Origin of the sequence: uncultured Intestinimonas sp., assembly GCF_944387725.1 — a bacterium.
In the GTDB taxonomy this organism is placed as follows: Bacteria; Bacillota; Clostridia; order Oscillospirales; family Oscillospiraceae; genus Intestinimonas.
This window is the reverse complement of the sequence record NZ_CALXGA010000003.1, coordinates 25,658-40,141: the sequence shown is the minus strand read 5'-3', so window position 1 is coordinate 40,141 and position 14,484 is coordinate 25,658. Positions and strand designations below refer to the sequence as shown.

The 14,484-nt window shown below is 65.8% G+C and carries 8 protein-coding genes; all 8 read right to left on the bottom strand.

Translation table 11 applies throughout. The annotated features are described in order from the left end of the window. Window positions 1-19: 19 nt before the first annotated feature. The 8 genes from Q0K09_RS00940 to gltB all read right to left on the bottom strand — a co-directional run bounded on the left by Q0K09_RS00940 (window position 20) and on the right by gltB (window position 14,484). The gene (locus Q0K09_RS00940) at window positions 20-3,493 is read right to left on the bottom strand and encodes a DNA polymerase III subunit alpha (RefSeq protein WP_294471734.1); all 3,474 of its coding nucleotides are present in this window, start codon (window positions 3,491-3,493) and stop codon (window positions 20-22) included. A gap of 52 nt (window positions 3,494-3,545) precedes the next feature. Beyond that, entirely contained in the window at window positions 3,546-4,445 is a 900-nt protein-coding gene (gene whiA / locus Q0K09_RS00935; protein WP_294471732.1) for a DNA-binding protein WhiA, read from the bottom strand. A gap of 35 nt (window positions 4,446-4,480) precedes the next feature. Beyond that, window positions 4,481-5,545, bottom strand: coding sequence for a gluconeogenesis factor YvcK family protein (locus tag Q0K09_RS00930; protein ID WP_294471731.1), 1,065 nt, complete (start codon window positions 5,543-5,545; stop codon window positions 4,481-4,483). After that, entirely contained in the window at window positions 5,545-6,408 is an 864-nt protein-coding gene (rapZ, locus tag Q0K09_RS00925; RefSeq protein WP_294471729.1) for an RNase adapter RapZ, read from the bottom strand. The genes Q0K09_RS00930 and rapZ overlap by 1 nt, the downstream gene beginning before the upstream one ends. A 53-nt stretch (window positions 6,409-6,461) precedes the next feature. Next, a complete protein-coding gene (gene murB / locus Q0K09_RS00920) occupies window positions 6,462-7,379 on the bottom strand; it encodes a UDP-N-acetylmuramate dehydrogenase (protein ID WP_294471727.1) in 918 nt (305 codons plus the stop codon). Window positions 7,380-7,513: 134 nt separating this feature from the next. Beyond that, window positions 7,514-8,260: a GH25 family lysozyme gene (locus tag Q0K09_RS00915; protein ID WP_294471725.1), complete on the bottom strand. Its 747-nt coding sequence runs from the start codon at window positions 8,258-8,260 to the stop codon at window positions 7,514-7,516. A gap of 216 nt (window positions 8,261-8,476) precedes the next feature. Continuing rightward, window positions 8,477-9,937: a glutamate synthase subunit beta gene (locus Q0K09_RS00910; protein ID WP_294471722.1), complete on the bottom strand. Its 1,461-nt coding sequence runs from the start codon at window positions 9,935-9,937 to the stop codon at window positions 8,477-8,479. Then, window positions 9,937-14,484 carry a glutamate synthase large subunit gene (gltB, locus tag Q0K09_RS00905; RefSeq protein WP_294471720.1) on the bottom strand — a complete coding sequence of 1,516 codons (4,548 nt, stop codon included), beginning with the start codon at window positions 14,482-14,484 and terminating at the stop codon, window positions 9,937-9,939. The genes Q0K09_RS00910 and gltB overlap by 1 nt, the downstream gene beginning before the upstream one ends.

Genomic DNA, 14,484 nt, shown 5'->3' with positions numbered 1-14,484 from the left:
CTCGTTGTGCCAAGCGATATCACTTTACCACCACATTCTCCGCCCCCAGGAGCTCCGCAAGCTCCTGCTGGAGGGCGGGATGGATGAGGCAGGAGGTCCTCAGCCGCTTCTTGGTATCGGCAAAGTAGAGGTCTGCCTGCTGCTCCCCGGGGAACATGAGAAAGACCCGGCGAATCTTTTCAAACACAGGGCTCTGGGATGTGGAGAGCTTAATATAAAGCCGATCTCCTTTCACCCCTTTTTCCTCCCCGGCGGTGGCGGGGTCCCCCAGGGGGCGGATGGCGTCGGCCAGAAGCTGGGGGGATTTTTCGTCCCGCACCGACAGCCGGCCCTCGGCGCAGACGGCGGCCCCCTCTCTGAGGTAGCTGCCGCAGCGCTCCAGGGTCCTGGCGAAGACCAGCAGCTCCAGGGCCCCGGTGTCATCCTCCAGGGTGACATAGGCCATCAGGGCGTTGTTCTTGGTGGTCTTCGTCTTATAGGCGGCCACGATGCCCGCCAGGGTCAGCCGCTGTTCGTCCCGGTAGGTCTCGGGTCCGCTCTCCTTGGCGAAATCGGCCAGAATGGACCCCATGGGGACGGCCCTGGCCCGCCGGGCTGCCTCCCGGTACTCGTCCATGGGGTGGCCGCTGAGGTAGAGCCCTGTGGTCTCCTTCTCCATGGCCATGAGCTTGTGGCGGTCAAACTCTGGAATATCCGGCAGGGCCACCTCCACCTGGCCGAAGGACTCCTCCCCTTCCCCGCCGCCGAAGAGGTCGAACTGGCCCTCCAGGTTCTTCCGGCGCTGCTGGGCCGCCGCGTCCAGCACCTGGCCGTACACCTCCAGGAGCTGAGAGCGCCTGCCGCCCAGGCTGTCGAAGGCCCCGCACTTGATGAGGCTCTCCACCACCCGCCGGTTGAGGTCGGCCCCGGACATCCGCTGGCAGAAATCCTGGAAGGAGAGAAAGGGCCCGTGGGCCTCCCGCTCGGCCAGGAGACTCTGAATGACCCCCCGGCCCACCCCCTTCACCGCCACCAGGCCGAAGCGGATGTCCTCGCCGGAGACGGTGAAGTCGGCCCCGGACGCGTTGACGTCGGGGGGCAGGAGCCGGATGCCGTTGTCCCGGCACTCCCCGATATACTCGGCCACCTTGGCCTGGGAGTCCAGCACCGAGGTCAGCAGGGCGGCCATGTACGCCCGGAGGTGGTGGTATTTGAACCAGGCTGTCTGATAGCAGACGATGGCGTAGCTGACGGCGTGGGCCTTGTTGAAGGCGTAGTTGGCAAAGTCGTAAATCTCGTCGTAGATGTCCTGGCCGGTCTGCTCCGGGATGCCGTTGGCCACACAGCCGGGGATGTTCCGCTCCGGGTCGCCGCAGATAAAGGCCTGCCGCTCCTTTTCGATCTGAGCCTTTTTCTTCTTGGAGATAGCCCGGCGCACCATGTCGGCCTGTCCCAGGGAATAGCCCCCCAGCTTGCGGAAGATTTCGATAACCTGCTCCTGGTAGACAATGCAGCCGTAGGTCACCGAGAGAATGGGCTCCAGGGCGGGGTGCTTGTAGCGGATGAGGCCGGGGTCGTGCTTGCAGGCGATGAACCGGGGGATGGAGTCCATGGGGCCGGGGCGGTAGAGGGCGATGATGGCGGTGATGTCCTCGATGTTGTGGGGTTTGAGCCCCACGCATACCCCGGTCATGCCCGGGGACTCCATCTGGAACACGCCGGAGGTCCTGCCCTCCGAGAGCATCTGAAAGACCTCCGGGTCATCGTCCGGGATATCGCTGAGCCGAATGTCCGGCTCCTGCCGCCGCACCAGCTTCACCGCATCGTCCAGCACCGTCAGGTTCCGCAGGCCCAGGAAGTCCATCTTCAGCAGGCCCAGCTCCTCTAGGGTGGTCATGGTGTACTGGGTGACCACCGACTCGTCGTTTTTCGCCAGGGGAACGTAGTCGTCCACCGGCAGCCGGGTGATGACCACCCCGGCGGCGTGGGTGGAGGCGTGGCGGGGCATTCCCTCAATGCTCCGGGCGGTGTCGATGAGCTTTCGGATCTCCTCCTCCCACTCGTAGCGCTCCCGCAGGGGCTTGGAGAGCTTCAGGGCCTCTTCCAGGGTGATGTGCTGGCCGTTGGCGCCCATGGGCACCAGCTTGGCGATCTGGTCCACCTCGGCGTAGGGGACGTTCAGGGCCCGGCCCACATCCCGAATGGCCCCCCGGGCCGCCATGGTGCCGAAGGTGACAATCTGGGCCACATGGTCCGCGCCGTATTTCCGGCAGACGTAGTCGATGACCTCCTGCCGGCGGCGGATGCAGAAGTCGATGTCGATGTCCGGCATGGTGACCCGCTCAGGGTTGAGGAACCGCTCGAAGTAGAGGCCGTACTTGGTGGGGTCCACGTCGGTGATGTCCAGGCAGTAGGAGACCATGCTTCCGGCGGCGGAGCCCCGGCCGGGACCCACGGGGATGCCGCAGCCCTTGGCGTAGCCGATGAAGTCGGAGACAATGAGGAAATAGTCCACAAAGCCCATCCGGCGGATCATGTCCATCTCATAGGCAAGCTGCTGCCGGTACGCCGGCGGCTCGTCCGGGTAGCGGCGGCGGAAGCCCTCCAGACAGAGCTTTTCAAAGTAGGCGTCCCCGTCGGTCCAGCCCTCCGGAAGCTTGAACTCCGGCAGGTGGTAGGTGCCGAACTGGAACTCCACCTCGCACAGGTCGGCGATCTTCTGGGTGTTCTCCAGGGCGCCGGGGTACCGGGCGAAGAGAGCCGCCATCTCCTCCTCGGATTTGACGTAGAACTCCTCGGTCTCGAACTTCATCCGCCCCGGGTCATCCACCGTCTTCCCCATCTGGATGCACATGAGGACATCCTGGGTGCGGGCGTCCTCCCGGGTGAGGTAGTGGGCGTCGTTGGTACACACCAGGGGGATGCCGGTGTCCTCGTGGAGGCGCAGGAGACCCTGGAGAATCTGGGGATCCTCCGGCAGGCTGTGGTCCTGGAGCTCCAGGTAGTATCCGTCCTCCCCGAAGAGCTCCCGCATGGCCAGGGCCTCCTGCTTGGCCTCCTCGTACTGGCCGTTTCGGAGCAGCCGGGGAATCGCCCCCGCCAGGCAGGCTGACAGGGCGATGAGGCCGCCGCTGTGCGCCCGCAGCAGTTCCTGATCGACCCGGGGCTTGATGTAGAAGCCCTCGGTGAAGCTCTTGGATACCATATGGCAGAGGTTGCGGTAGCCCTCCTCGTTCCGGCAGAGGAGAATGAGGTGCCGGGCGGAGGCGTCGAACTCGTGCTCCTTCTGGAACCGGGTCCGGGGGGCCACATAGACCTCACAGCCGAGAATGGGCTTGATGCCCTCCGCCTTACAGGCCTTGTAGAAATCCACCGCCCCGTACATGACCCCGTGGTCGGTGATGGCCACGGCGGTCTGCCCCAGCTCCTTGACCTGCTTGACCAGTCCGGGAATCCGGCAGCAGCCGTCCAGAAGGGAGTATTCGGTATGGACGTGGAGATGGACAAAGGACATGTTGGGACCTCTCTTTCTCAATACACAGAAAACTGCCGGGCGCTTTGCGGCGTCAGCCCTCCCCCGCCAGATCCAGGAGCTTTCTCAGCCGGTGGTTCAGGGCCGACTTGGTGATGGGAGGCTGGAAGAGGACGGAGAGCTGGGACAGAGTGAGCTCGGGATGGGCCAGCCGGAGCTCCGCCGTCTCCCGGAGCTTGTCCGGCAGGGAGTCCAGCCCCCGGGTCCGGGCATACCGCTGAATGGCCTCCACCTGCTCCAGGGCGGCGTCTACCGCCTTGTCCAGGTTGGCCGAGTCGCAGTTCACCCGGCGGTTGACGCTCCCCCGCAGGTGCTTTTCCAGCTTGGCGTTCATCAGCTCCATGGAGGCCAGAGGGGCGCCAAGGGCGGTGAGAAAGTCGGCGATGGTCTCGCTGGACTTCATATAGGTCACATAGTTAGATTTCCGGGTGGTCTGCTTGGGCTCAAAGCCCACCTCCCGCAGCAGGGCGGGGAGCTCCCGGCTGACGCTGTAGTGGGAGGTGCACAGCTCCAGATGATAGCTCTTGGCCGGGTCGCTCACCGATCCGCCGGCCAGAAAGGCCCCCCGGAGGAAGGCGGTCCGGCAGGCGTCCTCCTCCAGCAGGGCCAGGTTGATGTGGTGGGCCAGGGTGGCCCCCGGATCGTAGCCCAGGGTCTCCCCGATGGCGGCGCGCTTGCCCTCCTCGGTGATGAGGAAGGTCTCCTTCCCCTGGGCGGCCCCCTCCGGCTTTCGGTCAAAGGTCACCCGAAAGGCCCGCTTGAAGAGCTCCGGCAGCCGTTGGGCAAAGGCCGGACAGCCGGTGACGATCTTGACCTCATTGTCAGTGAAGGAGTGGCAGAACAGGAGCACTCCGTAGGCCTCCGCCCGGGCGCAGGACTTGGGGGAGAGCGCCCAGCGGCACAGCTCGGTCTTTACCTCGTTGGAAAAGGACATGGGGCCCCTCCTCTACTGTCTCTGACAGGGATGCGCTACTCCTCCAGCAGGAAGGCGGTCTCCTCCGCCCCCAGCTCGTGGGCAACGCGGATGGAGCGCTCCGACAGGAGGTCCATGACGGCGGCGGCCAGGCGCTCGGTGGAGTGACGGGCCAGGTCGGAGGTCTCCGAGGCCAGAGGGCGCTCCGCCAGCTCCACCCCCAGGGCCTCAACCCGGGCCCGGTCCACCAGAATGGGGGCGGCGCCCTCCTCCCTGTAGCGCTCCACCAGTCCGGGGCGCACTGGGGCAGAGTTGGCCAGGCACAGGTCCACCAGCCCCGGCCCGCCTCCGTGGGAGAGCAGGGCCGCCACATGGTCGGCGGCGGTGTAGCCCTCGGTCTCCCCGTCCTGGGTCATGATGTTGCAGACATAGATTTTCAGGGCGTCGGAGGTCCGGATGGCCTCCCCCACCCCATCCACCAGCAGATTGGGGATGACGCTGGTGTAGAGGCTCCCCGGTCCCAGGAGGATCAGGTCGGCCTCCCGGATGGCCCGGAGGGTCTCCGGGAGGGCCGGGGGCCGCTCCGGCAGCAGGCGCACCTGGGTGATGCGGCAGTCCTGAGCCTTTTTGAAGGCGCAGATCTTGGACTCCCCCACCACGCTGGCGCCGTTTTCAAAGGTGGCCTCCATCTGGACGTTCTCATTGGTCACCGGCAGGACCCGGCCGGTGATGGCCAGAACCTGGCTCATCCGGGTCACCGCCTGGTCAAAAGATCTGGAGATGCCGTTGAGGGCGGCCAGAAGCAGGTTGCCGAAGGACTGCCCGGTGAGGCTCCCGGACCCGCCGGGAAATCGGTAGGTCAGCAGCTGGGCCATGACCGGCTCCACGTTGGCCAGGGCCTCCATGCAGTTCCGGATGTCCCCCGGCGGAGGCATTCCCAGGTCCTGCCGGAGCATCCCGGAGCCGCCGCCGTCGTCGGCCACAGTGACAATGGCGGTGAGGTTGCGGGTATACTCCTTGAGCCCCCGGAGCATGGTGGAAAGCCCCGTGCCGCCGCCAATGGCGGCAATCCGGGGGCCGTGCTCCCAGCGCGGGTCTGTGCGGCTATATGGTTGTGCCATCATCCATCCCTCGTCATGTCCCGGTGGTTCTCCGAGGCGCTGTAGCCCTTCTGCCGGACAAAGTCCGCCAGGGCCCGGGTAATGGCCACAGAGCGGTGGTGACCGCCGGTACAGCCTACGGCGATGACCAGAGCCGTCTTGCCCTCCTCCACATAGAGGGGCAGGAGGAAGCCCAGCAGGCTCTCCAGATGCCGCATCAGGTCCCTGGTCTGCTGGTAACCGAAGACAAAGTCCCGCACCCCGGCGTCCAGGCCGGTCTGGTGCCGGAGCTCGGCAATATAGTAGGGGTTGGGCAGGCACCGCACGTCAAAGACCAGGTCGGCCTCCAGGGGGATGCCGTACTTGAAGCCGAAGGAGATCACCGATACGCTCATATCCGGGGCGTGCTCCCCCTCCCCAAAGAGGCGGAGCATCTCCCCCCGGAGCTTGGCGGTGGACAGGGCCGTGGTGTCCACGATGTACTCCGCCCGCTGGCGCACCGGCTCCAGGGCGGAGCGCTCCAGCTGCACCGCCTCGGCCAGGGACCGCCCCGCCTTGGCCAGGGGGTGGGACCGGCGGGTCTCCTTATACCGCATGATGATGGTCTCCAGGCTGGCCTCCACAAAAAGAATCTGGTAATCGCACCCCATCTCGTGGAGCTGGTCCAGGGAGGCGAAGAGGCCGTCGAAGGTCTGGCCGCCCCGGATGTCGGTGACCAGCGCCACCCGGTCATAGCGCCCCTGGCCCGCCATGCACAGCTCGGCAAATTTGGGGATCAGGGCCGCGGGCATGTTGTCCACCACATAGTAGCCCATGTCCTCCAGGAAGGAGGCCGTTTTGCTCTTTCCCGCCCCGGACAGGCCGGAGATCAGAATAAATTTCATGCTGCTCACCTCGGTGTCTCTCCCCGCCCGGTGGCCGGGGCCGCAGACCGACTTCAGACGGGGCCCAGGGTACGGACCTCCAGCTCCATCGCCACGCCGGTCTCCCGGAGGACGGTCTCCCGGACCAATTCGGCCAGCTGGAGCACGTCGGCGCAGGTGGCTTTGTCCATGTTGACGATGAAGCCCGCGTGTTTTTTGGAGACCTGGGCCCCGCCCACGGTGGTCCCCTTCAGCCCGCACTCGTCAATGAGGGCGGCGGCGTAATAGCCCTTGGGCCGCTTGAAAATGCTGCCCGCGCTGGGGAGATCCAGGGGCTGCTTATGCCGGCGGCGGCTGCCCAGGTCATCCATCAGGGCCCGGATGTCCCCCTCATTTCCGGGGCGGAGCTCCAGGGTGGCCCCTAAAATCAGCCGCCCGCCGCCGGCGAAAGCGCTGTGGCGGTAGGAAAAGTCCAGCGCCTGGGACGGAAGTACCTGCGTCTCCCCCTCCGCCGTCAGACAGCGCACCTCCCGGACCAGGGCGCTCATGTCGCTGTCGTAGGCCCCGGCGTTCATGGTCACCGCGCCCCCCACCGAGCCGGGAATACCGTGGGCAAACTCCAGGCCGGCGAGGCCCTTGTCCATGGCAAAGCTGGACAGCCGGGAGAGGAGCACCCCGCTGCCGGCGGTGAGGGTGGTCCCGTGGACCTCCAGGGTCCCCAGACCGTCCACCAGCTTGAGAATAAAGCCCTCGTACCCCCGGTCGGAGACCAGCAGATTGCTGCCGTTGCCCAGGTAAAAGGGCTGCACCTCATGGCGCAGGGCCACCTGTACCGCCTTGACCGCCTCCTCTTCGGTTCTGGGCAGGGCCATGACCCGGACGGGTCCACCGATGCGGAAGGTTGTGTGCCGGCTCATGGGTTCGTCCACCCGTACCTCCATGGACGGGCAGGTCCGGGTCAGGTCCCGGAACAGGGTCGCGTATCGGTCCATAGTGTGCCTCCAAAAGACATCATAGTCACGCCGGACCCGACGGTGGAAGTCCCACCGCCGGGCGGCGCCGCTGTATCAACCTTCATTATAGCAGAAAAGTCGGGAGATTAGAAGACCGGCACGGAAAAAAGACCCTACGCCAGACCGAAGCGCCGGAACTCCTCCTCGCTCCCCCGAAAGACGTTGAGGTCAATGTGCCGCTCGTCGCCGAAGTAGCCCTCCAGCTCGGCGCTGTGGGAATACTGCCAGAAGGACCAGTCCTTTCCAAAGGGGGCCACCATGGGGCTGGAGACCCAGAGGGGATGGTCTTCATAGCCCTCCCGGAGATAGAGGTCGTAGGAGCGGTAGGTCACATAGAGGATTGGCTTCACCCCGTAGTGCTCCTCCAGCCGGGCCAGGAGGGGGGCCAGAATGCTGTGGACATGCGCCTGATCCGGCGGGTTTTCCAGGTTGTCCCCATAAAACTCAATATCCACCACTGGAGGCAGGGCGCCGGGCGTCACCGGCACCATGTCGATGAAGTTGTCGGCCTGAGTCTCCCCGGGACTGTCGTAGCTGAAAAAGTGGTAGGCCCCCACCCGGACCCCCGCTGCCTGGGCGTCGGCCCAGTTTGCGGCAAAGCGGACATCCTGAAGTGAGCTGCCCTCCGTGGCCTTGATAAAGGCGAAGTCCACCCCCTGGGCGGCCAGGGCGGGCCAGTCCACCTCCCCCTGGTAGACCGACACGTCCACCCCGAAGACCTCCCACTGCCGGGGGGCGGCCTCCTGGGGCAGGAGGAAATACCCCTGCCAGCGCAGAAAGTAGAACAGGGCCGCCGCCAGGAAGGCCAGGACCAGGGCCAGCAGCAGGAGCCGCCCCAGGACCCGCAATACTTTCCTCACAAAAATCACCATGTATCATCATAAGGCACTTTGGCCAAGAAGGCAACTATAAATTGTAAACATTTGCCCCATCCGGGCTTCTCCCGTGGTCGCAGACCATGCTTGGCAGCCTTTCCCCCTTCATGCGCTCTCCCGGTGTGTCTCCGGACGTTTTGCCCCGTTCTAAAAACTGATGCAGGCCGGACCGCCTGGGCGGTCCGGCCTGCATCAGTTTTGCTACTCCAGATTGGTGTAGCCCATGAGGAACTCGTCTACTTCCCGGGCGGCGGCCCGGCCCTCCTGGATGGCCCACACCACCAGGGACTGGCCCCGGTGCATATCGCCGGCGGTAAAAACCTTGGGTACGCTGGAGGCGTACCACCCCGGCTGGGTCTGAACACAGGTCCGGGGGGTGCGCTCCACCCCAAAGGCGGCGGGGACGTACTCCTGGGGCCCCAGGAAGCCCGCGGCGATGAGCAGAAGCTCACAGGGGAGCACCTCCTCAGTGCCCTCCACCGGCTTCAAATTGACGTCCAGCTTCACAGTCTTCACCCCGGTCAGGTCCCCGGCCTCGTTTCGGAGGACCTCGGTCACCGTGGTCTGATAGAGGCGGGGGTCCTGGCCGAAGACGGCGATGGCCTCCTCTTGGCCGTAGTCGGTCTTACAGACCCTGGGCCACTCGGGCCAGGGGTTGTTCTCCCCCCGGCCGTCCGGGGCCTTGGGCATCATCTCCAGCTGCACCACGCTCTTGCAGCCGTGGCGGATGGCGGTGCCCACACAGTCGTTGCCGGTGTCGCCGCCTCCCACGATGACCACATGCTTCCCCTTGGCCGAGACATATTGGCCGTCCTTCAGGCCGGAGTCCAAAAGGCTCTTGGTGGTGGCCCTGAGGAAATCCACTGCAAAGTAGATATCCTTGCCATCTCTGCCGGGGACGGACAAATCCCGGGGCTGGGCCGCCCCGCAGCAGAGGACCACGGCGTCATAGCCCTCCAGCAGCTCCTTGGCGGAGAGGTCCCGGCCCACGTCCACCCCCAGACGGAATGCCACCCCCTCGGCGGCCATAAGTTCCGTCCGACGCTGGACGATGGACTTCTCCAGCTTCATATTGGGGATGCCGTACATCAGCAGGCCGCCGGGCCGGTCGGCCCGCTCGAAGACGGTGACGCTGTGGCCCCGGCTGTTGAGCTGGGCGGCACAGGCCAGGCCGGAGGGGCCGGAGCCCACCACCGCCACCCGCTTCCCGGTGCGGACCTCCGGGGGATGGGGCTGGAGCAGCCCCTTTTCCCAGGCGTCCTCGATGATGCCCAGCTCGTTTTCCTTGATGGTTACCGGGTCCCCGTGGAGGCCGCAGGTACAGGCGGCCTCGCACAGAGCGGGACACACCCGGCCGGTGAACTCCGGGAAGCTGTTGGTCTTCAGCAGCCGCTGGAGGGCCTGGGCGAAGCTGCCGGTGTAAATGAGATCGTTCCACTCCGGGATCAGGTTGTGGAGGGGACAGCCGGAGACCATGCCATTGAGCACCGCCCCGGACTGGCAGAAGGGCACGCCGCACTCCATGCACCGGGCGCCCTGGCGGCGGCGCTCCTCCCGGCCCAGCCTGGGGTGGAACTCGTCAAAGTGCTGGATGCGCTCCCGGGGCCCCTGGGAGGGGTTCCCCTGGCGCTGGTATTCCAAAAATCCGGTGGGCTTTCCCATTACTGCTCCCCTCCTCTGGTGTTGAGATAGAATGCCTCCACCTCGGCCTGCTCCCGCTCCATGCCCCGGCCCTCCAGCTGGGCGATGGTGCGGAGCATCCGGTCAAAGTCCAGCGGCAGGATTTTCTTGAAGAGGGGCAGATAGCGGTCAAAGTCCTCCAGGATGGCCGCCCCCTTGGCCGAGCCGGTGGCGGCCACATGCTCCCGGATCATGGCCTCCAGCTCCTGAGCATCCTGGCGCTCTGTTACCGGGTCCAGGGAGACCAGCGCTTTGTTTAGGCGCAGGTAGAGGTCCTGGCCCTCGTCCAGGACGTAGGCCACCCCGCCGGACATGCCGGCGGCGAAATTCTTCCCGGTGGGGCCCAGGATGACCACCCGGCCGCCGGTCATATACTCACAGCCGTGGTCCCCCACGCCCTCGGCCACCGCCACCGCGCCGGAGTTCCGTACACAGAAGCGCTCCCCGGCCACGCCGCAGACGAAGGCCCGGCCGGAGGTGGCCCCGTAGAGGGCCACATTGCCGATGATGATGTTCTTGTCCGCCGGGAAGGTGCTCCCCTTGGGGGGATAGACGATGAGCCTGCCCCCGGAGAGCCCCTTGCCGAAGTAGTCGTTGGAGTCCCCCTCCAGCTCCAGGGTCAGGCCCTTGGGCAGGAAGGCCCCGAAGGACTGTCCCCCGCCGCCGGTGCACTTTACCGTCAGGGTGTCGTCGGGGAGGTCTCCGCCGTGGAGCCGGGTGATGTCGGAGCCCAGGATGGTCCCCAGGGTCCGGTCGGTGGAGGAGACGTCCAGGGAGACGCTGGCCTTCTCCCCCTTCTCCAGGGCCTTGGAGAGCTTGCGCTCCAGGACCTTCAGGTCTACAGTCTCCTCCAGCTTGAAGTCGTAGATGTCGGCGGGGTCATAGTGCTGCTTGGCCCCGGTGCTCAGCCAGGGGTTCTCCAGCAGGGCGGAGAGGTCCAGGGTCCCGGCGTAGCCGCCGGTGGGATGCTCCCGGACCCCCAGCAGGTCGGTGCGGCCCACCAGCTCGTCGATGCTGCGGACTCCCAGACGGGCCATGTGCTCCCGGAGCTCCTGGGCGATGAAGCGCATGAAGTTCACCACATACTCCGGCTTGCCCTGGAAGCGCCGGCGCAGCTCGGGGTTCTGGGTGGCCACTCCCACGGGGCAGGTGTCCAGGTTGCACACCCGCATCATGACGCAGCCCATGGTCACCAGGGGGGCGGTGGCAAAGCCAAACTCCTCGGCCCCCAGCATACAGGCGATGGCCACGTCCCGGCCGGACATGAGCTTACCATCGGTCTCCACCACCACCCGGGAGCGCAGGCCGTTGGAGAGCAGGGTCTGGTGGGTCTCGGCCAGCCCCAGCTCCCAGGGCAGGCCGGCGTTGTGGATGGAGGTCCGGGGGGCGGCGCCGGTTCCGCCGTCGTGGCCGGAGATCAGCACCACCTGGGCCCCGGCCTTGGCCACGCCGGCGGCGATGGTGCCCACCCCCGCCTCGCTGACCAGCTTCACCGAGATACGGGCCTGGCGGTTGGCGTTTTTCAGGTCATAGATGAGCTGGGCCAGGTCCTCAATGGAGTAGATGTCGTGGTGGGGCGGCGGAGAAATGAGGGAGACGCCGGGGGTGGAGTGGCGGCACTTGGCGATCCAGGGGTAGACCTTCTTGCCCGGCAGATGGCCGCCCTCCCCGGGCTTGGCCCCCTGAGCCAGCTTGATCTGGAGCTCCTGGGCCGAGACCAGGTACTCGCTGGTGACCCCGAAGCGGCCGGAGGCCACCTGTTTGATGGCCGAGTTCTTGTCGGTGCCCAGGCGCTCAGGCCGCTCCCCCCCCTCGCCGGAGTTGGACTTGCCCCCCAGCAGGTTCATGGCCTGGGCCATGCACTCGTGAGCCTCCTGGGAGATGGAGCCGTAGCTCATGGCCCCGGTCTTGAAGCGCTTGACGATGGACTCCACCGGCTCCACCTCCTCCAAGGGGATGGGGGTGTCGGCGTACTTCATCTCCAGCAGGCCCCGGAGGGTGTGGGGCCGCGTCTCGTCATCCACCAGGGCGGTATACTGCTGGAAAAGGCCGTAATCCCCCCGGCGGGTGGACTCCTGGAGCAGGTGGATGGTCTGGGGATTGTAGAGGTGGTCCTCCCGGCCGGCCCGGGCCTTGTGGGCCCCCAGGGAGTCCAGCTCCAGGCTGACCCCCAGGCCCAGAGGATCGAAGGCCCGGGTGTGGTTGCGGTCTACCAGATCCCCGATCTCCCTGAGGCCGATGCCCCCCACCCGGGAGACCGTGTTGGTGAAATACTTGTCAATGACCTCTTTGGAGATGCCCACCGCCTCAAAAATCTGGGCGGACTGGTAGGACTGGAGGGTAGAGATGCCCATTTTGGAGGCGATCTTCACAATGCCGTGGAGAATGGCGGCGTTATAGTCGTCCACGGCGGCGTGGAAGTCCTTGTCCAGCTGGCCGTCCTCGATGAGGGAAACGATGGTCTCCTGGGCCAGGTAGGGGTTGATGGCCCGGGCGCCGTAGCCCAGGAGGGTGGCGAAGTGGTGGACGTCCCGGGGCTCAGCCGACTCCAGGACGATGGAAACCGCCGTGCGCTTTTTGGTGCGGACCAGGTAGTGCTCGATGGCGGAGACCGCCAGCAGGGATGGGATAGCCACATGGTTTTCATCCACCCCCCGGTCGGAGAGGATGACCACGTTGGCCCCGTTGCGGTAGGCCCGGTCCACCGCCACAAAGAGCCGCTCCAGGGCACGGTCCAGGGGGGTGTTTTTATAATAGAGAATGGATACCGTCTCCACGTGGAAGCCCGGCTTCTTCATGTGGCGGATCTTCATCAGATCCGTGGAGGTGAGGATGGGGTTGTGGACCTGGAGGACCCGGCAGTTCTCCGCCTTCTCCTCCAGGAGGTTGCCGTCGTCTCCGAGATAGACGGTGGTGTCGGTGACTACCTCCTCCCGGATGGCGTCTATGGGCGGGTTGGTAACCTGAGCGAAGAGCTGCTTGAAGTAGTTGAAGAGGGGTTGTCCCTGGTCGTCCAGCACCGCCAGGGGGATGTCGATGCCCATGGCGGCGGTGGGCTCCGCCCCAGTGCGAGCCATGGGGAGGATGGTGCTGCGGACGTCCTCGTAGGTGTAGCCGAATGCCTTTTGCAGCCGGGCCAGCTCCTCCCGGCTCCGGGTCTCCACCCGGTGGTTGGGAATGGGCAGACCGGAGAGGTTGACCAGGTTCCGGTCCAGCCACTCGCCGTAGGGCTGCCGGGCGGCGTAGGCACCCTTGAGCTCGCTGTCCCCGATGACCCGGCCCTGGCGGGTGTCCACCAGCAGCATCCGGCCGGGCTGGAGCCGGGACTTCTCCACCACCTGCTCCGGCGGGATGTCCAGCACCCCTACCTCAGAGGAGAGGATGAGGCGGCCGTCCGACGTCACATAGTACCGGGAGGGGCGCAGGCCGTTGCGGTCCAGCACCGCCCCCACCACGTCGCCGTCCGAGAAGAGGATAGAGGCCGGGCCGTCCCAGGGCTCCATGAGGATGGCGTAGTACTGGTAGAGGTCGTGCCGGGCCCGGGAGAGGGCCTTGTCCCCCTGCCAGGGCTCGGGAATGGTAATCATCACCGCCAGGGGCAGCTCCATGCCGGACATCATCAAAAACTCCAGGGTGTTGTCCAGCATGGCCGAGTCGGAGCCCTCCCCGTTGATCACCGGGTAGACCTTGTCCAGCTCGGCGTCCAGGCCCGGGGCGGACATGGTCTCCTCCCGGGCCAGCATCCGGTCGGCGTTGCCCCGGATGGTGTTGATCTCCCCGTTGTGGGCCAGCAGGCGGTTGGGGTGGGCCCGCTCCCAGGAGGGGTTGGTATTGGTGGAGAACCGGGAGTGGACAATGGCGATGGCCGACTGGTAGTCCCGGTCCTGGAGGTCCCGGTAGAACCGCCGGAGCTGGCCCACCAGGAACATGCCCTTGTAGACGATGGTACGGCTGGACAGGGAGCAGACATAGGTGGTGTCCGCCGACTGCTCAAAGACCCGCCGGGCCACATAGAGCTTCCGGTCGAAGTCCAGGCCCCGGGCCACCCCCTCCGGGCGCTTCACAAAGGCCTGCTGGATGCAGGGCATTTTGGCCAGGGCCTTGGCCCCCAGGATGTCCGGGTCCACCGGCACCGTCCGCCAGCCCAAAAACTCCATGCCCTCCTTCTCCACGATGATCTCGAACATCTTCCGGGCCTGGTTGCGCTTGAGCACGTCCTGGGGGAAGAAGAACATACCCACGCCGTAGTCCCGCTCTTCCCCGACGGTAAAGCCGCACTCCTTGACCGCCTTTTGAAAGAATTTGTGGGAGATCTGGAGCAGGATGCCCACGCCGTCGCCGGTTTCGCCCTCGGCGTCCTTGCCGGCCCGGTGCTCCAGCTTCTCCACGATTTTCAGGGCGTCGTCCACGGTCTGGTGGCTCTTGCGCCCCTTGATGTCCACCACGGCGCCAATGCCGCAGGCGTCGTGCTCAAAGGACGGGTGGTAGAGCCCCCGCTGGGGATAGCCCTCCATTCTGCTCTTTTCCAT

What these genes read in the sequence shown, in the direction of transcription:
- Q0K09_RS00940 (WP_294471734.1), bottom strand. Translation starts at nt 3,493, where the DNA reads ATGTCCTTTGTCCATCTCCACGTCCATACCGAATACTCCCTTCTGGAC.
- whiA (WP_294471732.1), bottom strand. Translation starts at nt 4,445, where the DNA reads ATGTCCTTTTCCAACGAGGTAAAGACCGAGCTGTGCCGCTGGGCGCTC.
- Q0K09_RS00930 (WP_294471731.1), bottom strand. Translation starts at nt 5,545, where the DNA reads ATGGCACAACCATATAGCCGCACAGACCCGCGCTGGGAGCACGGCCCC.
- rapZ (WP_294471729.1), bottom strand. Translation starts at nt 6,408, where the DNA reads ATGAAATTTATTCTGATCTCCGGCCTGTCCGGGGCGGGAAAGAGCAAA.
- murB (WP_294471727.1), bottom strand. Translation starts at nt 7,379, where the DNA reads ATGGACCGATACGCGACCCTGTTCCGGGACCTGACCCGGACCTGCCCG.
- Q0K09_RS00910 (WP_294471722.1), bottom strand. Translation starts at nt 9,937, where the DNA reads ATGGGAAAGCCCACCGGATTTTTGGAATACCAGCGCCAGGGGAACCCC.
- gltB (WP_294471720.1), bottom strand. Translation starts at nt 14,484, where the DNA reads ATGGAAAAGAGCAGAATGGAGGGCTATCCCCAGCGGGGGCTCTACCAC.